General features: G+C 64.6%; 20 protein-coding genes, 3 tRNA genes and 1 pseudogene. 17 read left to right on the top strand and 7 right to left on the bottom strand.

The window, feature by feature from the left end:
- Positions 1-74: 74 nt before the first annotated feature.
- The 4 genes and pseudogenes from IEW81_RS14635 to IEW81_RS06210 all read left to right on the top strand — a co-directional run.
- Positions 75-536, top strand: a pseudogene (locus IEW81_RS14635) (GAF domain-containing protein); the annotation flags it as partial.
- 207 nt (positions 537-743) lie between these two features.
- Complete coding sequence (locus IEW81_RS14480) at positions 744-1,808, top strand: 2,3-butanediol dehydrogenase (protein WP_229671286.1); 1,065 nt, start codon at positions 744-746, stop codon at positions 1,806-1,808.
- Positions 1,809-1,877: 69 nt separating this feature from the next.
- A complete protein-coding gene (locus IEW81_RS06215; RefSeq protein WP_143544631.1) occupies positions 1,878-2,084 on the top strand; it encodes a hypothetical protein in 207 nt (68 codons plus the stop codon).
- A gap of 20 nt (positions 2,085-2,104) precedes the next feature.
- Positions 2,105-2,728, top strand: coding sequence for a DUF2461 domain-containing protein (locus IEW81_RS06210; protein ID WP_097059959.1), 624 nt, complete (start codon positions 2,105-2,107; stop codon positions 2,726-2,728).
- Between the two features lie 90 nt (positions 2,729-2,818).
- Here the strand turns inward: IEW81_RS06210 and IEW81_RS06205 are convergent, their stop codons facing one another.
- The 3 genes from IEW81_RS06205 to IEW81_RS06195 form a co-directional block, all read right to left on the bottom strand.
- On the bottom strand, positions 2,819-3,049 hold the full coding sequence (locus IEW81_RS06205; RefSeq protein WP_143544632.1) for a hypothetical protein: 231 nt from the start codon (positions 3,047-3,049) through the stop codon (positions 2,819-2,821).
- Between the two features lie 68 nt (positions 3,050-3,117).
- Positions 3,118-3,432: a DUF7882 family protein gene (locus tag IEW81_RS06200; RefSeq protein ID WP_097059961.1), complete on the bottom strand. Its 315-nt coding sequence runs from the start codon at positions 3,430-3,432 to the stop codon at positions 3,118-3,120.
- 156 nt (positions 3,433-3,588) lie between these two features.
- Positions 3,589-3,843 carry a hypothetical protein gene (locus tag IEW81_RS06195; RefSeq protein ID WP_097059962.1) on the bottom strand — a complete coding sequence of 85 codons (255 nt, stop codon included), beginning with the start codon at positions 3,841-3,843 and terminating at the stop codon, positions 3,589-3,591.
- Positions 3,844-4,172: 329 nt separating this feature from the next.
- On the opposite strand from IEW81_RS06195, the gene IEW81_RS06190 reads away from it, so the two are divergent.
- The 5 genes from IEW81_RS06190 to IEW81_RS06170 all read left to right on the top strand — a co-directional run bounded on the left by IEW81_RS06190 (position 4,173) and on the right by IEW81_RS06170 (position 9,286).
- The gene (locus IEW81_RS06190; protein WP_097059963.1) at positions 4,173-4,664 is read left to right on the top strand and encodes a beta-class carbonic anhydrase; all 492 of its coding nucleotides are present in this window, start codon (positions 4,173-4,175) and stop codon (positions 4,662-4,664) included.
- A gap of 474 nt (positions 4,665-5,138) precedes the next feature.
- The gene (locus tag IEW81_RS06185) at positions 5,139-6,143 is read left to right on the top strand and encodes a MetQ/NlpA family ABC transporter substrate-binding protein (RefSeq protein WP_097059964.1); all 1,005 of its coding nucleotides are present in this window, start codon (positions 5,139-5,141) and stop codon (positions 6,141-6,143) included.
- 73 nt (positions 6,144-6,216) lie between these two features.
- Positions 6,217-7,245 (top strand): methionine ABC transporter ATP-binding protein, encoded by a 1,029-nt coding sequence (locus tag IEW81_RS06180; protein ID WP_097059965.1) that lies wholly within the window; start codon positions 6,217-6,219, stop codon positions 7,243-7,245.
- Positions 7,245-7,904 (top strand): methionine ABC transporter permease, encoded by a 660-nt coding sequence (locus IEW81_RS06175; RefSeq protein WP_097059966.1) that lies wholly within the window; start codon positions 7,245-7,247, stop codon positions 7,902-7,904. The genes IEW81_RS06180 and IEW81_RS06175 overlap by 1 nt, the downstream gene beginning before the upstream one ends.
- Positions 7,904-9,286 carry an LLM class flavin-dependent oxidoreductase gene (locus IEW81_RS06170; RefSeq protein WP_097059967.1) on the top strand — a complete coding sequence of 461 codons (1,383 nt, stop codon included), beginning with the start codon at positions 7,904-7,906 and terminating at the stop codon, positions 9,284-9,286. The genes IEW81_RS06175 and IEW81_RS06170 overlap by 1 nt, the downstream gene beginning before the upstream one ends.
- 116 nt (positions 9,287-9,402) lie before the next feature.
- Here IEW81_RS06170 and IEW81_RS06165 read toward each other — a convergent pair.
- The 3 genes from IEW81_RS06165 to IEW81_RS06155 all read right to left on the bottom strand — a co-directional run bounded on the left by IEW81_RS06165 (position 9,403) and on the right by IEW81_RS06155 (position 9,727).
- Positions 9,403-9,478: transfer RNA gene (locus IEW81_RS06165), tRNA-Phe, on the bottom strand.
- A gap of 61 nt (positions 9,479-9,539) precedes the next feature.
- Positions 9,540-9,613 (bottom strand) — tRNA-Asp (locus IEW81_RS06160).
- A 38-nt stretch (positions 9,614-9,651) separates the two neighbouring features.
- Positions 9,652-9,727: transfer RNA gene (locus IEW81_RS06155), tRNA-Glu, on the bottom strand.
- 262 nt (positions 9,728-9,989) lie between these two features.
- Between IEW81_RS06155 and IEW81_RS06150 the strand changes: the two genes are divergently transcribed.
- Together IEW81_RS06150 and IEW81_RS06145 are read left to right on the top strand one after the other, a co-directional pair.
- Complete coding sequence (locus IEW81_RS06150) at positions 9,990-11,264, top strand: M23 family metallopeptidase (protein ID WP_097059968.1); 1,275 nt, start codon at positions 9,990-9,992, stop codon at positions 11,262-11,264.
- 27 nt (positions 11,265-11,291) lie between these two features.
- Positions 11,292-12,662 (top strand): C40 family peptidase, encoded by a 1,371-nt coding sequence (locus IEW81_RS06145; RefSeq protein WP_097059969.1) that lies wholly within the window; start codon positions 11,292-11,294, stop codon positions 12,660-12,662.
- A 95-nt stretch (positions 12,663-12,757) separates the two neighbouring features.
- Here IEW81_RS06145 and IEW81_RS06140 read toward each other — a convergent pair whose 3' ends face one another.
- The gene (locus IEW81_RS06140; RefSeq protein WP_097059970.1) at positions 12,758-13,249 is read right to left on the bottom strand and encodes an inorganic diphosphatase; all 492 of its coding nucleotides are present in this window, start codon (positions 13,247-13,249) and stop codon (positions 12,758-12,760) included.
- Between the two features lie 47 nt (positions 13,250-13,296).
- Between IEW81_RS06140 and tilS the strand changes: the two genes are divergently transcribed.
- From tilS to folB, 6 genes are all read left to right on the top strand, one after another.
- Positions 13,297-14,277, top strand: a complete 981-nt coding sequence (gene tilS, locus IEW81_RS06135) for a tRNA lysidine(34) synthetase TilS (RefSeq protein WP_097059971.1) — start codon at positions 13,297-13,299, stop codon at positions 14,275-14,277.
- 7 nt (positions 14,278-14,284) lie between these two features.
- On the top strand, positions 14,285-14,836 hold the full coding sequence (hpt, locus tag IEW81_RS06130) for a hypoxanthine phosphoribosyltransferase (RefSeq protein WP_097059972.1): 552 nt from the start codon (positions 14,285-14,287) through the stop codon (positions 14,834-14,836).
- Positions 14,837-14,939: 103 nt separating this feature from the next.
- A complete protein-coding gene (gene ftsH, locus IEW81_RS06125; protein WP_097059973.1) occupies positions 14,940-16,943 on the top strand; it encodes an ATP-dependent zinc metalloprotease FtsH in 2,004 nt (667 codons plus the stop codon).
- Between the two features lie 7 nt (positions 16,944-16,950).
- Positions 16,951-17,517 carry a GTP cyclohydrolase I FolE gene (gene folE / locus IEW81_RS06120; protein ID WP_097059974.1) on the top strand — a complete coding sequence of 189 codons (567 nt, stop codon included), beginning with the start codon at positions 16,951-16,953 and terminating at the stop codon, positions 17,515-17,517.
- Complete coding sequence (gene folP / locus IEW81_RS06115; RefSeq protein ID WP_097059975.1) at positions 17,514-18,329, top strand: dihydropteroate synthase; 816 nt, start codon at positions 17,514-17,516, stop codon at positions 18,327-18,329. The genes folE and folP overlap by 4 nt, the downstream gene beginning before the upstream one ends.
- Positions 18,326-18,724 carry a dihydroneopterin aldolase gene (gene folB, locus IEW81_RS06110; RefSeq protein WP_097059976.1) on the top strand — a complete coding sequence of 133 codons (399 nt, stop codon included), beginning with the start codon at positions 18,326-18,328 and terminating at the stop codon, positions 18,722-18,724. The genes folP and folB overlap by 4 nt, the downstream gene beginning before the upstream one ends.

Here is an 18,724-nt window from a genome sequence, read left to right as displayed (position 1 = left end):
GACTTCACGATACAGGCGATATCGGTGTCGAGCATCGGAGCACTCTCCCGACGGCAGTGAGGGAAGGGAACACCATGGACGGCACCTCTCGTGAAACTCGTGTCAACGCCGCATTCGTGGCGGTCGCTGACACGCTGGCCACCAACTGCGACATAGTCGATCTGCTGCACACCCTGGTGCAGGAGTGTGTCGGCATACTCGGGATGCAGGCTGGCGGACTGATGCTTGTCGACAACACGGGCGAACTCCAGCTCATGACCTCCACGAGTGAGGCAGCGGGCTTCGTCGAGGGGATGCAACTCAACGTGTCAGCTGGGCCGTGCATTGATTGCTTCAGAACCGGCACGGCAGTCTCGGTGAAGGAGATCTCCGAATCGGCCCCCTGGCCCGCGTTCCGTGCCTCTGCGTCACAGCAGGGTTTTCGGTCGGTACTGGCCACCCCCATGAAGCTGAGGGGCAGGATCATCGGCACCATGAACCTGTTCGGCACGCATGCGGGCGAGGTCAGCGCGAGGGATGCCGCGGTGGCGCAGGCGCTCGCGATATCGTCGGCGGTGCTCGGCACTGAATCCAGCGCTATGGGGCCGCAGCCCGCCGTGCTACTGTCCAGCTGGTTGCTCCGATCCCCGGCAGCGGAATTTGCTCCGCTCTCGTCCAGGGACTGCCGTGACCATCATCCGCACGACTCTCACGCTGGATCAGTCCGCCGAGCGCACTCATCATCCAGCCAGAGAGTTGACATCATGAAAGCTGCATGTTTCCACGGCCGCCACGACATCCGCATCGACGATATTCCCGAGCCCCAACTGCGACCTGGTGCCGTGACGATCGATATCGCGTGGTGTGGCATTTGCGGCACAGACCTGCACGAATACCTCGAGGGACCGATCTTCATCCCGGCCGCCGACCACCCGCACCCCCTCACTCATGAAGAGGTCCCTGTGACGATGGGTCATGAATTCTCGGGAACCGTCAGCGCGCTCGGTGACGGCGTCACCGGCCTGGCCATTGGTGACAGCGTGGTTGTGGAACCGTATTTCGTATGTAACGAATGCGCACCGTGTCTCGCCGGGCACTACAACCTCTGCACGAAGATGGGCTTTATCGGGCTGGCCGGGGGCGGCGGAGGCCTGAGCGAGAAGATCGTCGTGGACCGCCGGTGGGTGCATCCTGTCGGTGATATCCCGCTGGATCAGGCCGCCCTCATCGAACCGCTTGCCGTCGGCCACCACGCCTTCGTACGAAGCGGTGCGAAGGAGGGCGACATCGCCTTCGTCGGCGGCGGAGGCCCCATCGGGCTGCTGTTGGCCGCAGTTCTCGCCGCGGAGGGGATCACCGTGATCATGTCCGAGCCGGGCGCCGCTCGCCGCGACATGGCTCTCTCGGCCGGGGTCGCGCACCACGTGATCGACCCCTTAGCCGAAAATCCAGTGGCGCGAGTGCTCGAATTGACCGACGGGGCCGGAGCAGATGTCGCCTTCGAATGCTCGAGTATCAACGCGGTGCTCGACCAGCTCTTCGACGCCGTCAAGCCTGCCGGCGTGATCGTCAATGTCTCGATCTGGAGCTCGCCAGCGAAGGTCGACATGCAGAAGCTGGTGCTCAAGGAGATCGATCTGCGTGGCACGATCGGCTATGTCAACGATCATCCGGCCACCATTGCCCTCGTCCAGGAGGGAAAGATCAATCTCGAACCCTTCATCACCGGCCGAATCGCGCTCGACAGGCTCGTGGAGGATGGGTTCGAGACCCTCATCCATCACAAGGAAACGGCCGTGAAGATCATCGTCAGGCCCCACGGCGAATGACAGCGCCAGAGTCTGCCTGCAAGACTGGTGGTGGGCGCGCAACTCGCGACGTCGGTAACGGAGGTAATGATGAGTTCAGGTACAGGATTCGAATATCCCGATGAGTCGATCGATCCGAAAGAGATCGTGACCAATGATGCGGTCGCTGGCGAGCCTGTCGAGCCAACCGGCCACTATGCGGGGCCGGAAGGTTCGGAGCCTCTCGAGGCGACTCCCGTGTACGACGAGCATTCCGACGATTCTGACGATGGACCGACCGACCTTGATGCGGAGTAATCGCAACGAACAGTCCCATCATGACCTTTGAGGGCTTCGACCCCGCCGCGCTGCGGTTCTTCGCGCGCCTGAAGCGGGACAACACGAAAGCGTTCTTCGACGCGCACCGGGACGAATACGAGAGCAGCATCCGTCAGCCCATGGAGGATCTGCTGGGAGCGGCCGAGGAAAAATACGGCAGCGGCCGCGTCACGCGACCGAACCGTGACGTGCGCTTCAGCCCGAACAAGGAGCCGTACCGCACCAACGCGAGCATGTGGGCCGGGGCCGTCGGGGGCGTCTACATGAGCCTCACCCTGGAGGGGCTCGAGGTGGGTGGCGGCCTCTACGAACCCAGCCGCGACCAACTCAAGCGTGCCCGCATCGCAATAGATTCGCGGCGGCTGCGTGGGGCAACGGCGCTTCATGACATCGTGACGAAACTGACCGGCGACGGATTCGAGATTGCCGGGCCATCGCTGAAAACGGCGCCGCGCGGTTACGGCAGAGAGCATCCCCAGATCGAGCTGCTGCGACTCAAGCATTTCGCGGCGATCGAGAAGCTGCCGCTCTCCACGTCGGCCGCCAGGATCTTCCAGAGCTGGACACAGGTGGAGCCGCTCATCAAGTGGTGCGGAAAATACGTCGGGCCGGCAGTTTCCTGACCGCGATCGCGGTGCGGGTAAATGCGGCACAGCGGCCGCTGCTGCAACCGGCGCCGGGGGCATCGTGACCATACCGAGGTACCGCGACTGTTACTGCTCCGGGTTGATCAGGCCCCCGGCCAGGAGCGCGAGAGTCGGCACCCCGAGGGCTGGCAGCGCGAGCCAGCCGTCTGGCACTCCCAGCGCGAGCAGTACTCCGGCGACGATGCCCATCGAACCCGGACGCAACTGCCGGTCGAGCACGACCACAACTGCTGCCGTGGCGCCGGCGAGACCTGCGACCAGGGGCACGAGCATCCGGGACCGGCACATGCTCGTCACGCCCCGACCCTAAGTGGTCGCAGTGCGGCTTCGGATGCCGCGGGGCGTCCGGGATTACTGCGTCGGGGTTAAAGTGCCCGGGAAGTCGAGGGTTCAGGCGACAGATACAAGCCAGCAGGGGTGTCTGCGCTTTGCGTCAGTTGCTCGAGCCAGGAGCGGTTCACTGCGAGTGGCTCTCCGCTCGCGAAACTGAATCTCAGCGGAACCGATGCGTTCAGCCAGACGGATATGCGCTCCACGCCAGGGCCTTGCGTGTTGTCCCAGGAGAAGCCGAACGATTCGTTGCGGCGAAGTTTGGCATAGATGACGATTCTGAGATGCGTGAGTGCTCGATCATCTATGTCGAATCCGTCGGGGGAGTTAGCGTAGAAGAACTGGCCCATGGTTCTCGTCTTTCGGCTCAGCGGGTGCAATGTCTTCGATCCAACGGTGAAGAACGCGCACCAGCTCGTTTGCCAGCGCGTCCTCGTTGGTTGCGGTCGAAGAACGCGGGGCGGCAAAGCGACGAGGTGCGGCTGCACGGACGAGCTCCGGGGCGGTCACGAATACACCAGGTCTTTCAGTGCGTCGTGGAGGGATGGGAAAGTCGTCCAGGTGAAGCCGCCATCCAGACGCATCAATTCGACGGCATCATCCAGTTGGTCGATGCACCCGAGGACGTGGGCGTCGGCTCCCGCGCGCACCAGCCATCCGTAGTCGGATGCTCTTTCGAGTTGCAGGCTGTGATCGGCGCAGAATTTGATCTCAGCATCGAACTGCTGGAGTGTCTGCGCGATACGTGGGCTTGAGACCATGGTTATTCCCCCCGAGCACGGTTTGGATTACCGCCGCCAAGGTCTGGAGCAACTGTTTAAACGGTACGACACAAGTAAACGGAAATCTATGCAAAGGTCGAGGTCGAGGGCATGCTGGTGCTGGCGGTGCTGATCGAGTAAGGTACCGCTCTTCACGCAGCGCATCCCGGCCGATAGAAGCCGGAGTGTTCGCGTGATCGGATTGGGTCCCCTGTAACGGAGCGTCGCCGGGCGTCATGTTCGGTCGTGAAGTGAGATCCGCCGTATGTTCACGTCAGAATGGCGACGCGCTCCACCGCGGGGCGCGCCACCGATCACATCGAGGAAACATGAGCGTCACTGACGAGCTATTGAAAAACAACGAGGCATATGCGGCCCAGTTCACGGGCCCTCTGCCGCTGCCGCCGAGCAGGCACCTCGCGGTCGTCGCGTGTATGGATGCGCGGCTGGATGTCTACCGGATCCTGGGGCTGAACGAGGGCGAGTCCCACGTCATCCGCAATGCGGGGGGTGTTATTACCGAGGACGAGATCCGGTCGCTCGCGATCAGCCAGCGATTGCTGGGCACCGAAGAGATCATCCTTATTCATCACACTGACTGCGGGATGCAGACCTTCACCGATGACGAGTTCAAGCAGTCGATCCTCGATGACACCGGCGCACGACCCGCATGGGCTGCCGAATCCTTCCCGGATGCATACGCCGACGTGAAGCAGTCAATCCAACGCGTCAAGAGCAGCCCGTTCATCCCGAAGAAGGATTCAATCCGCGGGTTTGTGTTCAACGTTTCGACGGGCCAGCTTGAGGAAGTAGCGGCTTAAGTCGTCACGGGGGTGGGCGCCGAGCGCCTGCCCCCGCGCCGACCTGCAGGCCGGGCCGGGGCCCGGCCTGCAGCGCTAGCGCGTCGGCGTGGACCGGGGCGTCACGGGCTTCTTCGACGGGCTTCTCCAACCCGTGACCGCGTCCTCGCGCGGGAGAGCGCGGGCCTTACGCAGCGCGTCCAGTTCGGGCTGGATGTCGCTCGGGAGAGGTCACTTCCCCGAGTGGGACGTTGCTCGTGCCTGTCCAGGACGGCAGGCCCATGAGGCGCATGCACGGTGAGGTGACGCAAAGAACTGGTGGGTTACGAAACGCGTCCTGACGCTCTACGAGTTGCATTTTCTGGCCGATCGCCACATTTCGTCACATGGGGTCAAAGTAGGGACCGCAATTTGGCGTGTGCTCCCGCGCCCCTCAGTGTGGACTGTGGGACAGATCGTCCTACCACCCGTTTTACACTCCACGAGAGGCCGCTCATGTCCACAGCCAACACTCCCGAGGCCGCCACCGTGGTGCAGCCCCCGAAGAAGAACCGCAGGCCAGCGTTCATCGCAATCGCGATCGTCGCCGTGCTCGCGATTGTCGCTGCGATCATCGGCGTCGTCAACCTCACGTCAGCCAATCCTGCGAATGAGGCGGCTGTCGACGGAACCGACTCCGCGGCTATTACCGAGGGACTCGGATCCGCTGCTCAACCCGTACGCATCGGCACGGTCGGCGCGAGCGAGCCGTACTGGCAGACCTTCAAGGATGCTGTGTTGGCCGAGGGCATCAGCGTCGACATCATCGACTTCGCGTCGTATCCCGAGCCAAACCCGGCGCTGGCCGCTGGCGAGCTTGACGTCAACCAGTTCCAGCACAACGTCTACCTCGGGGCGAACAACGAGGCGACGGGCGACGACATCGTGCCGATCGGTTCGACGGCGATCTACCCGCTCGGCCTGTACTCGACACAGTACGACTCGGTGGACACGATTCCGGATGGGGCGACCGTCGCCGTTCCGGATGACCCCAGCAACCTCGCCCGCGGTCTGCTCGTGCTGCAGTCGGCTGGCCTGATCGAGCTCGACGGTGGCGGCAGCATCTTCGCGACGCTCGACCAGGTCGACGAGGCAAACTCGCGCGTCAAGGTCACCGCTCTCGAAGCGGCTCTGACGGCTACGTCGCTACCCGATGTCGCCGCGGCGATCATCAACAACGAATTCGTGGGCAACGCCGGCCTGACGGCATCCGACGTGATCGCGCAGGATGACGCGTCCGACCCGAACGCGCTGCCCTACGTCAACATCTGGGCCGCGAAGGCGAAGGATAAGGACAACCCCGTGCTCCTGAAGCTCGTCGAGATCTATCAGAACAACCAGGACGTTCTCGACGGTGTGCAGGACAGCTTCGGCGGCACCGCGGTGTTCCTGAAGGTTCCTGTGGCCGACCTTGAGACATCCCTCACCAAGGTCATCGCCGACACGAAGGCCCAGGGCTAGCCCACACGCCGCCCACCGGTGGCGGTCGCTTCGTGCGGTCGCCATCGGTGCTTCCGTAAAGCGAAGGATTTCCATGACCATCGTGTCTTTCAGCAACGTCAGCAAGACCTTCCCGCCCACTCAGCGCGGCTCCGCTCCGCTCGTCGCGATCGACTCGGTCGACCTTGACATCCAGGCGGGCGAGATCTTTGGGATCATCGGCTATTCGGGTGCGGGCAAGAGCACTCTCGTTCGCCTCATCAACGCCCTCGAGCCCGCGACCTCGGGTCGCATCGAGGTGAAGGGCGCCGAGATCACTGGCCAGCCCGAGCGCCGGCTGCGCGCGTTGCGCCTCGGCATCGGCATGATCTTCCAACAGTTCAATCTCTTCAGTTCCAAGACTGTCTGGGGCAACATCGAGTACCCCCTTCAGGTCGCGGGGATCAAACAGCCCGAGCGAAACGCGCGCATCTCCGACCTGCTCAACTTTGTCGGCCTCGCCGACAAGGCGGCCAGTTACCCTGACCAGCTTTCGGGTGGGCAGAAGCAGCGAGTCGGGATTGCGCGCGCCCTCGCGACCTCCCCGGACATCCTGCTGGCGGATGAGGCGACCAGCGCCCTCGACCCCGAAACGACCCAGGAGGTACTCGCGCTGCTGCGCCGGGTGAACGAGCAGTTCGGCACGACCATCGTCGTCATTACGCACGAGATGGAGGTCATCAAGTCGATAGCGCACCGGGTCGCCGTCATGGATGCCGGACGAATCATCGAGGTCGGACCGGTGTTCGACATCTTCTCCGATCCGCAGACCGAGGCCAGCAGGCGGTTCGTATCGACGGTCGTGCAGGCGGTACCGGGACCTGATGAACTCGCGCTGCTGCGCGTGCGTCATCCGGGTCGGATCGTCACGCTCTCGTTCAAGGACGGGAACGACTCGCAATCCTCCGTCTTTCTGGAGCTGGGTCGGCGCGCTGTCGGGTTCGAGTTGATCTACGGCGGGATCAACGACATCCAGGGACGAACATTCGGGCACCTCACACTTGCCCTGACCGGCCCCGACGACGTCATCGACCAGGCGATCGCATCCATCGAGTCGTTCGTCGTCGTCTCAGAGGTGCGCTAATGGATCGGCTCATCGAACTGCAGGGATTGCTGTGGCAGTCGGCCGTCGAGACCCTGTTCATCGTCGCGCTCACGCTGTTCTTTGGCGGACTGGGCGGACTGCTACTCGGTCTTGGGCTCTATTCGACCCGGCGGGGGAGCCTGTTGCCCAATCAAACGGTGTTCGCTGTGCTGAACGTGATTGTGAATACGTTCCGCCCGATCCCCTTCGTGATCTTCCTCGTCGCCTTCCAGCCGCTCGCGCGGTCGATCGTCGGCACCGGGATCGGCAATACTGCGATCATTTTCACTCTCTCGCTTGCGTCGATTTTCTTCATTGGACGAGTGGTCGAACAGAACCTGTTGACGGTACAGCCCGGCGTTATCGAGGCCGCTCGGTCGGTTGGCGCGGGGCCGTTGCGCATCATCCCGACCATTCTGTTGCCCGAAGCGCTCGGGCCACTCATTCTCGGGTACACCTTTGTTTTCGTGGCTGTAGTAGACATGGCCGCCGTCGCCGGCCTCGTGGGTGGGGGCGGTTTGGGCGCATTCGCTTTGCTGTACGGGTATCGCCAGTTCAACCCCTGGGTAACGTGGGCCGCAGTGCTGCTGATCATCGTTCTCGTGCAGGTGGTGCAGTTCTTCGGTAACGGGCTCGCGAGAAAAGTGATGAGGCGCTGATGGCCAAGCAGGTCGGATTCAACCTGTTCGAAATGAACACGGTCGGACACATTTCACACGGGCTGTGGGTGCACCCGGATAACACCCGGCACCGCTTCAACGATCTTGAGTTCTGGACCGAGCAGGCGAAACTGTTGGAGGCCGGCCTGTTCGACGCAGTCTTCATCGCGGACGTTTTGGGCGCATACGACGGCTACCGCGCGGGGGCTGACACCGCAATTCGCGAGGCGGTCCAAATTCCGAGCAACGACCCGCTACTTGTCATTCCGGCGATGGCGGCAGTCACCAAGCACCTGTCATTCGCCGCGACGTTCTCTACAACCTACGAGCCTCCTTTCTCGTTCGCGCGGCGAGCCTCGACCCTCGATCACCTCACCAAGGGGCGCTTCGGTTGGAACGTCGTGACCTCGTACCTGCCGAGCGCCGCGCGCAACTTCGGCTTCGACGATGAGATCCCGCATGACGATCGTTACGACCTCGCCGACGAATACCTCACGGTGTTGTACAAGCTCTGGGAGGGGTCCTGGGATGACGACGCGGTGGTTCAGGATCGGCGCACCCCTGTCTATGCGGATCCCACCCGGGTTCGGGCGATCAATCATCGAGGCGCCCATTTCTCGGTGGCCGGCCCGCACCTGTCGGAGCCGAGCATGCAGCGCACACCGGTCATCTTCCAGGCGGGAAGTTCGGATCGGGGGCGGGCTTTCGCGGCGAAGCACGCCGAAGGGGTGTTCGTTGGCGGGCGCACGCGCGAGGTCTATCGCGAGAACGTCGAAGACATCAGGACGAAGGCACTCGGCTACGGCCGCGAGCGGGGCGATATCAAAGCGTTCGCGAGCGCCGTGATCATCGCCGGTAAAGACGACGATGCCGCCTGGCGCAAGGTCGAGGAGTTCAAACGCCTCACGCGGGCCGAGGGCTATCTCGCGCACGCCGGTGGTGGTGGCATCGACCTCGCAGCGTATCCTCGCGAGGCGCGCATCGCTGACATCCTGCTCGCCGAGGCCAAGCCGGGTCGCGACAACCAGCAGACGGGTCGCCGCTTCTATGCCGAGGATGCAACGATCGGAGACGCGCTCGATGATGCGACCCGATTCGACGCGGGTCCGTTCGTCGCGATCGGCTCGCCGTCGCGTATCGCCGACTCGGTGGAGCAGTGGGTGGCGGAGACGGGCTTAGACGGATTCAACCTGCGCCAGTTCCTGACCCCGGGAACACTCGAGGACTTCGTGGAGCTCGTCGTACCCGAGCTGCAGAAGCGCGGACTGTATCGCGAGCGCTACGAGCACCCGACATTTCGTGAGCAACTGTTCGGCGCCGGTCACGCGCGTATCGCCGACACGCACCCCGCCGCGCGGTATCGCGGCGGCGAGAACCTCTGACCCGGGGCGTCGCCCGCCGTGGCGGGGGGCGCGAACCGTGAAGGCGGTGCAGCGCGCGCCTGGGCGCGCCTCAGCGGCGATGAGCCTGAGCTTCCGCGTAACCACTGGCGGGTTCATGGTGGCTCCGACGGGCGTCGATCCCGTGACCTCACGATTTTCAGTCGTGCGCTCTACCAACTGAGCTACAGAGCCGTACGAGCTTTCACCCATACTGCACAAATAGCCCCTCCTTTCGAAGAGGCTTTTTGCTTTGCGACCCTGACCGGACTTGAACCGGCGACCTCCGCCGTGACAGGGCGGCGCGCTAACCAACTGCGCTACAGGGCCTAGCTATTTAGTTCTGCTCAAACATTACTGTCTGTGTTTGGTGACCCCAACGGGATTCGAACCCGTGCTGCCGCCGTGAAAGGGCGGTGTCCTAGGCCACTAAACGATGGGGCCGCGAAGTCACAGAACTTCTTAGCTACCGAGGGATAAGCATAGGGGCGCTTCGGGCAAAAGCCAAACCAGCCCACATGCGCTAAAGGTGAGGATGTCCGGGGGATCCGATCAAGGTCGCGGTAGTTTCAATCCGTTGTTGAACCTTTACGGATGGGGTTGCGCAACTTTGTGCTGGGCATTCGGGCTCTGCGTTGCTACTGTGATCACTGTTGACAGTGTTACTGGCGTGACTGGGGCTACGCGGAACACGATATGGGGAGCAATGGGCAACACGAATATTCGCCGGGGGGCGGCGGCGGTGACGCTGCGATCGTCTCGCAGTCGTGTCATCGCGGTCGTTGCTGCCCTGTGCATCGCCATCACGGCCACCACCATCTCTACGCAGAACGCGTTCGCTGACGACTATCCGACCTGGGGCGACGTCACCAACGCTCGCAACAACCAGGCAGCAACAGCGGATGCGGTTGCGCGCATCAAGTCTCTGCTCGCCCAGCTCGAGGCCGAAGCAATCCGCACCCAGGCTGACGCCGAGGCCAAAGCCACGCTCTGGCAGGATGCCGAGAGCAAGTTCGCTGCGGCTGCTGCACGCGCCACCACCTTGCAGCAGCAGGCTGATGCGTCCAATACCAAAGCGGCCGCCTCAGAGCAGCGCGCCGGCCAGATGGCCGCACAGCTCGTTCGTAACGGCGGCGGCGATCTCACCACCAACCTCCTGCTGAACGCGCAGGATGCCGACAACCTGCTCGACAACCTCGGGCTGTCGAGCAAGGTCTCCGAGCAGGCGTACGCCATCTACGAGCGTGCGATCGTCGACCGCAACACCGCGCAGGCGCAGACGGATGCCGCTGACGTTGCCAAGGCCGAACTCGAAGAGCTGAAAAAAGCCGCTGAGAAACTTTTCATGGAGGCACAGGCCGCATCGGCCGCCGCCGCTGCCGCCGTCGTAGCCCAGCAGGCGCACAAGCTCGAGCTGGAAGCACAGCTCAACGCTCTAACCGCCGCCACCGCCGTCACCGAGGCGAGCTACCTCCAGGGCGTGCAGGTTCGCGAGGAAGCTCGACGGGCCCAGGAAGCGCGGGATGCGGCAGCAGCCGCGGCCGCCAGCCTCGACGCCGGCGAGATCAGCTCGAGCGGCTGGGTTCGCCCCGCAGGCGGCTACATCTCGGCCGTGTACGGCTGGAGCATCGGCTACGGCAGCAACTACCACAAGGGCACGGACATTGCGGGTGGATGCGGCGCACCGATCTTCGCCGCATCATCCGGAGTCGTCACGTTCGCGGCGCAGGGCTGGAACGGCGGCTACGGCAACATGATCCTCATCGACCACGGCGACGGCATCACCACCCGCTACGGCCACATCGTCGACGGTGGCATTCTTGTTGGCGCGGGGCAATCCGTGGGGGTCGGCAATCAGATCGCGCGCATCGGCAGCACCGGGAAGTCCACCGGTTGCCACCTGCACTTCGAGGTTCTGGTCAATGGTTACCCCACCGACCCCGTACCCTTCATGGCCAACCAGGGCATCTCGCTTGGCTAGTCGACGCGGCGCGGTCTCCGAGCGGTAATGCCTGCGCATCACCGCCCCTGGAGGGCGCTCACTGTCGTCGTCTCGGCGGGCCTGGTGCTGGCCACGCTCGTCGCGGGGCCGGCCTACGCCGTCGAATATCCCTCGTGGGACGACGTGCAGAACGCTCGCCAGAACCAGACGGCGACAGCGGCGACGGCCGCCAGGATCGAGGGGATGCTTGTCAGTCTCGAGAACGAGGCGGCGAAGCTCGGTCGCGCGGCGCAGATCAAAGGCGAGTCGTACAACGTCGCACGCGGGGCCCTGGATGCGGCATCCAGCACCTCGGCACGGCTCGACGCCCAGGCTCAGGATGCCGCGGCGCGGGCAGAGCAGTCCGGCCGCCGTGCGGGGCAGATCATCGCCCAACTCGCTCGCAGCGGTGGCGCAAACCTCAGTGTCACGCTCATGACCAGCCCGCACGTCGACGACCTGCTCGGAAGCCTCGCATCGATGACCCGGCTGACGGAGCAATCCGCTCACCTGCTCGCCGAAGCCAACCAGGACAGGAACGTCGCCACCGCGTCGAAGGCGCAGGCGACGGCGGCCGAGGCTGCCCGCAAGTCTCTCGCCGATGACGCGAAGGCCGCGTTCGATGATGCGAGCGATGCTTCGAAGGCCGTTGCCGCGAAGATCGCCGACCAGCAGGAGGCCGCCGACCAGCTGTATGCACAGCTCGCGACGCTCAAGGGCACGACCGCCGACCTCGAGCGCCAGTACATCGAGGGCAAGACTGCGACGAGGCCGACACCGGGTGGGCCGGTGGCCCCCACGGGACCTGCCGCCCCGACGACGCCCACAGTGCCGACCCCGCCGCTGCCCGGCACCCCGCTGCCGGGCACACCACCGCCCGTAGTTGTTCCGCCCGTGGACAGCCCACCCGTCATCACGCCGCCCGTCGTCACACCACCCGTGGTGACACCACCCGTGGTGACGCCGCCCGTGGTGACGCCGCCTACAGCTCCGGCACCGGCACCAGCGCCAGCTCCGGCCCCGTCCACGGTCGAGGCAGCAATCGCCTTCGCGACGGCCCAGCTCGGCGACCGGTACCAGTACGGCGGTTACGGCCCGGACGACTGGGACTGCTCAGGCCTTACGAAGGCGTCGTATGCGAAGGCTGGCGTGTACATCGGTGCGCACGGATCCACCAGCCAGTATCGCTACCTGGGCGGCCAGGGCAGGCTCGTGCCGATCGGCCAGATCCAGCGCGGGGACCTGATTTTCTACTCGGAGGACGGCTCGTACGTCTACCACACGGCCATCTATGTCGGCGGCGGCAGAATGATCGAGGCCCAGTATGAGGGCGTGCCGGTGAAAATCGCCCCCGTGCGCAGCTACGACCTCATGTCGCACGTGGGGCGCCCAGCCTGACTGGTTCGGGCTGCAAAAAGGGCGGCCCGGAAATCCGGAGCCGCCCCATTTGCTCAGTGCGCAGTGCGCAGTGCTCAGCGCGCAGCGCGCAGCGCTCAGTGCTTAGCCTCGGCGAGCTTCGCAATGCCGGCCTGCACGATGGCATCGGCTTCTGCTGCGTCGCCCCAGCCGTCGAGCTTGACCCACTTGCCGGGCTCGAGATCTTTGTAGTGCTCGAAGAAGTGCTCGATCTCGCGGCGGGTGAACTCCGGGATGTCATTCAGATCCTGGATGTGCGCCCAGCGCGGGTCTTTCGCCTGAACGCAGATGACCTTGGCATCGCTGCCGCCATCGTCGGTCATGTTGAAGACGCCGACTGGGCGGACCGAGATGCCGACGCCGGGGAACGTGGGGGCGTCGAGCAGGATCAGCGCGTCGACGGGGTCACCGTCGAGCCCGAGGGTGTTCTCGAAGTAGCCGTAGTCGGTGGGATACGCGAAGCTCGTGAAGAGGTAGCGGTCGAGGAAGACGCGACCGGTCTCGTGGTCGACCTCGTATTTGTTGCGGCTCCCACGGGGGATCTCGACAACAACGTCGTAAGCGGTCATGGCTGTACTCCTAAAAATCTGGTGATTGCTGCCGATAACGTTATCGGATGCAGAACGAGCGTCCGAGACTGTCTCCCGTGATCGCCGATGTCCGTCGCGCAGTGCGCTCGGCTCTCACCGAGGGAGAGTTCGTGCTCGTCGCGCTGTCCGGCGGCCCCGATTCCCTGGCGCTTGCCGCCGCTGTGGCCTTCGAAGCTTCCCGGGTTGGCGCACGAGCAGGCGCGGTGATCGTCGACCACGGGCTCCAGGCGGGGTCGGCGGATGCCGCGGCACGGGCCCGCGACCAGGCCGAAGCCCTCGGGCTCGACCCGGTGCGGGTGAAGACCGTCACCGTGGGGGTGGACGGCGGCCCCGAGGCAGCGGCCCGCACAGCTCGCTACCGCGCCCTCTCCGAGGCGGCGAAGGAGTTGGGCGCGACAGCCGTGCTGCTCGGCCACACGCTCGACGACCAGGCCGAGACGGTGCTGCTGGGCCTCGCGCGCGGCAGCGGCGCCGCGAGCCTGCAGGGGATGGCGGCAGAGACGGGGATCTACCGGCGACCGCTGCTGGGCATCCGGCGCCAGCAGACCGTGCAATTCTGCGACGACTCCGCGCTCACGCCCTGGCATGACCCGCAGAACGACCACCCGGCGTTCACGCGCGTGCGAGTGCGGACGACGGTGCTTCCGATGCTCGAAGCCGAGCTCGGCCCGGGCATCAGTGAGGCCCTCGCACGCACGGCCGAGCAATTGCGAGAAGACGCCGCTGCGCTCGACCACTTCGCCGAGGAGATCGCCGAAGACCTCGCGGAGCATTCCGAAGCCGGCATCTCCCTGCCAGCGGAGGCGCTTGCCGCGAACCCTGCGGCGCTCAGGCAGAGGCTGATCAGGCTCGCGGTCGAGAGCGAGTTCCACGTCTCGCTGAGCCGAAGCCAGACTCTCGAGGTCGCGCGGCTGGTCACCGACTGGCACGGGCAGGGCGCCATCGACCTGCCCGGCGTTAGGGTGGAACGGCACGCTGGCCTGCTGAGGTTCAGCGCACGAGATTAGGGAAGCCATGGAACTCGCGGACGTTACCGCCGACCTCACCGAGGTGTTGCTCACTGAGCAGCAGATCAACGACAAGATCGCCGATCTCTCACGCCGCATCGAGCAGGACTACGCGGGTGAGCGGGTGCTGCTGGTCGCGGTGCTCAAGGGCGCGGTCATGGTGATGGCGGATGTCGCCCGCGAACTGAAGATCCACGTCGAGCTCGACTTCATGGCGGTGTCGTCGTACGGCCTCAGCACCGAATCGAGCGGCGTCGTGCGCATCCTGAAAGACCTCGACACCGACCTCAACGGGCGCCACGTCATCATCGTGGAAGACATCATCGACTCCGGCCTGACCCTCGCGTGGCTTCGCGGCAACCTCGCCAGCCGCGGCCCGAAATCGCTCGAGATCCTCGCGCTGCTGCGCAAGCCCGATGCCGCAAAAGTCGACGTCGATGTCAAGTATTTCGGCTTTGACATCCCGAACGCCTTCGTCGTCGGCTACGGCCTCGACTATTCCGAGAAGTACCGCAATCTGCGGGGGATCGCGGTGCTCGCGCCACACATCTATGCGTGAGTAACGCCTGAGGCGAACATCCAGCAGACGTGCAGCGCGGTAGCGCTAACCTTGCAGGACGTTTCTCCAGCAGGAAAGGTCTGGGCCTGACGGCCCGAACATCATGGACTTTAAGCGCATCTTCAAGGGCCCGATCGTCTACATTGTGCTCGCCATCGTCGCCGTGTGGATTGGCTCGACCCTGCTCATGGGTGGCGGATTCAAGGTCATCTCGACCCAAGAGGGTCTCGACCTGCTGAAAGGCACCACCGTCGATTCGGCGAAGATCGTCGACGGCGAGCAGCGTGTCGACCTCACGCTCTCGCGCGCGAGTGGTGACAAGGGCACCCAGGTGCAGTTCTACTATGTCGCCCCGCGAGGCGCGGAGGTCGTCAGCGCGATCACCGCATCGAATGCGAAATTCGATGACGAAGTTCCCCAGACCAACTTCCTGACCAGCCTGCTGGGTATCCTGTTGCCGTTCCTCATCATCGGCGTGATCTTCTACTTCCTGCTGACCCGCATGCAGGGCGGCGGCAACAAGGTCATGCAATTTGGCAAGTCGAAGGCGAAGTTGGTAGGCAAGGAGTCGCCGAAGATCACCTTCGCTGACGTCGCAGGTTCAGACGAGGCGATCGAAGAGCTCGAAGAGATCAAAGACTTCCTGAAAGATCCCGCGAAATTCCTCGCGGTGGGTGCCCGCATCCCTAAGGGTGTGTTGCTGTACGGCCCTCCCGGAACCGGTAAAACTTTGCTGGCTCGCGCGACAGCCGGCGAAGCAGGAGTGCCGTTCTACACGATCTCGGGTTCAGACTTCGTCGAGATGTTCGTCGGTGTCGGCGCGAGCCGCGTGCGCGACCTCTTCGACCAGGCCAAGCAGAACTCGCCGGCCATCATCTTCATCGATGAGATCGACGCCGTCGGCCGTCACCGTGGAGCCGGTATCGGCGGCGGTAATGATGAGCGTGAGCAGACCCTCAACCAGTTGTTGGTCGAGATGGATGGGTTCGACGTCAAAACCAACGTCATCCTGATCGCGGCAACAAACCGTCCCGATGTGCTCGACCCCGCGCTGCTGCGCCCCGGCCGCTTCGACCGCCAGATCGGCGTGGACGCGCCAGACCTCCAGGGCCGGAAGCAGATCCTGCAGGTGCACGCCAAGGGCAAGCCAATGGCCGACGGGGTCGACCTCGAGGTTCTCGCCCGCAAGACTCCGGGTTTCACCGGGGCAGACCTGGCGAATGTGCTCAACGAGGCGGCGTTGCTGACCGCACGCAGTAACGCCCAGCTGATCGACAACCGCGCCCTGGATGAGGCCGTCGACCGTGTCATGGCCGGCCCACAGCGCCGCACACGACTGATGAATGACAAAGAGAAGCTCATCACCGCCTATCACGAGGGTGGTCACGCGCTGGCTGCGGCGAGCATGCGAAACACCGACCCGGTGACCAAGGTCACGATCCTTCCCCGCGGTCGCGCGCTCGGCTACACGATGGTGCTGCCGCTTGAGGATAAGTATTCGATCACGCGCAACGAACTGCTCGACCAGCTGACCTACGCCATGGGTGGTCGCGTCGCGGAGGAGATCGTGTTCCATGACCCGACGACCGGCGCATCCAACGACATCGAGAAGGCCACGGCGATAGCTCGACGCATGGTCACCGAGTACGGCATGAGCGCGAAAGTCGGATCGGTGAAACTCGGCCTGACCGCTGGCGAGCCTTTCCTCGGTCGCGACATGGGTGCGAGCCGTGACTATTCAGACACGATCGCCGAGACGATCGATGAAGAGGTGCGAAAGCTCATCGACGAGGCTCATGACGAGGCGTGGCAGGTGCTCAACACCAACCGCGACACGCTCGACAGGCTGGCCACAGAGTTGCTCGAGAAAGAGACCCTCGATCACAACCAGCTGGCCGAGATCTTCGTCGGCATCGAGAAGCTGCCCGAACGCCCGCTGTGGCTTTCGAGCGACTCACGACCGCTGTCAGACCGTCCGCCCGTGAAGGTACCGGCTAAGGCGCCGGTGGATGTCGGCCTGGTCGACGGCGGCGTCGAGTCAGACTCCCCAGCGGCACCCAACCGCCCGCCGCGCCCGCTCCAGACGCCCGGCATCGCCACCGCCTAGGTCGGCCATGGCTGTCGACTCCGGACGCATTGAGGCGGCGATCGCCGAAATCCTTGCCGCAATAGGCGAGGATGCGGCACGGCCAGGGCTGCGGTCGACCCCGAAGCGGGTCGCCCAGGCATACACCGAGTTCTTCGCAGGGGTCGGCGTCGACCCTTCGGCGGTGCTCGCCGACAGCGTCGCCAGCGGCGGCCTCGGCGAACTCGTGTTGTTGCGAGACATCGAGTTCAGGTCGATCTGCGAACACCACCTGCTACCGTTCCTCGGCGCCGCGCACGTTGCTTACGTTCCCGGAGAGCGGATCGTCGGCCTCGGCAGGCTGGCTACGGTCGTCGCGACCGCCGCGGCACGACCACAACTACAGGAGCAACTCACCGAGCAGATCGCCGACGCCATCCAGTCCGGGCTCGCCCCGCAGGGCGTGCTGGTCGTGGTGGATGCAGTGCACGGCTGCGTGACGGCGCGGGGCCCTCGACAGACAGGCAGCTCCACGGTCACGATGGCCTCCCGCGGTTCGCTGTCAGACCCCGTGCAGCGCGCCGGAGTACTCGCCATGATCGGCGGCCCGTCGTGACGCGAACCGCACCAAAGGTGTTCGGCATCCTGAACGTGACCCCGGATTCGTTTAGCGATGGCGGAGAGTATCCCGATCTCGCGGCGGCCATCGGCCATGGCATCACGCTGTTTGAGCACGGTGCGGATGTGGTCGACGTCGGCGGCGAGTCCACCCGGCCGGGCGCGACCCGCATCGATCTCGAAGTGGAGCAGGCGCGCGTGTTGCCGGTGATCCGGGGGCTGGTTGCCGCTGGGGTCCCGGTGAGCATCGACACCCTGAACGCCGACACCGCACTCGTCGCGGCGGCGGCCGGGGCATCCATCGTCAACGACGTTTCCGGCGGGCTGGCCGACCCGTTCATGCACCGGGTCATCGCCGAGACCGGGCTCGACTACATCGCGATGCACTGGCGGACCCCGGATGCCGGCGCCGGTGCCATTGACCACTACGACAGTGTGGTCGCCGACGTTCGCGCCGAGCTCGGCCAGCGGATCGACTCGCTCACCTCGGCCGGCGTCGACCTGTCGAGGGTGATCATCGATCCCGGGCTCGGTTTCGCTAAGACCGCCGAGCACAACTGGCAACTTCTGGCGGGCCTCAGTGACCTCGAGTCCCTGGGCTGCCGCGTGCTCGTCGGCGCCTCCCGCAAGAGATTCCTGGGCGAGCTGCTCTCGGATGACGCCACCGTAGCCGCACGAGACTTGCCGACCGCCGTGGTGACGGCTCTGGCCGCAGACGCGGGAGCCTGGGCGGTGCGGGTGCACGACGTGGCATCCACCATGGCCGCGCTCGGGGTCTGGTCGGCCTGGGAGAAGGGACGAAGCGCATGAATCCGCTCGACACGATCACACTCACCGGGTTACGAGCAAACGCGTTCCACGGCGTCTTCGACTCCGAACGCCGCGACGGCCAGGTATTCATCGTCGACGTCGTCGCGCACCTCGACCTCGCGGCCGCCGGGCGCTCAGACGATCTCGAACAGACCGTGCACTACGGCGTGCTGGCCGAGGAGGTCGTCGCGGCCGTCGAGAGCAACCCCGTCGACCTCATCGAGACCGTGGCCGAGCGGGTCGCTGCCGTGGTGCTCTCCCACCGGGCCGTTAGGCTCGCCGTCGTGACCATCCACAAGCCACAGGCCCCGATCACCGTGCCCTTCGTCGATGTCGCGGTGACGATCACCCGGGCCGCCGCATCTGCAGCGTCACAGACCATCGGATTCGGCTGA

Source organism: Salinibacterium xinjiangense (assembly GCF_014645015.1).
GTDB classification, from domain to species: Bacteria; Actinomycetota; Actinomycetes; order Actinomycetales; family Microbacteriaceae; genus Rhodoglobus; species Rhodoglobus xinjiangensis.
The sequence above is the reverse complement of the archived record's forward strand: the minus strand, read 5'-3'. Positions and strand labels throughout refer to the sequence as shown.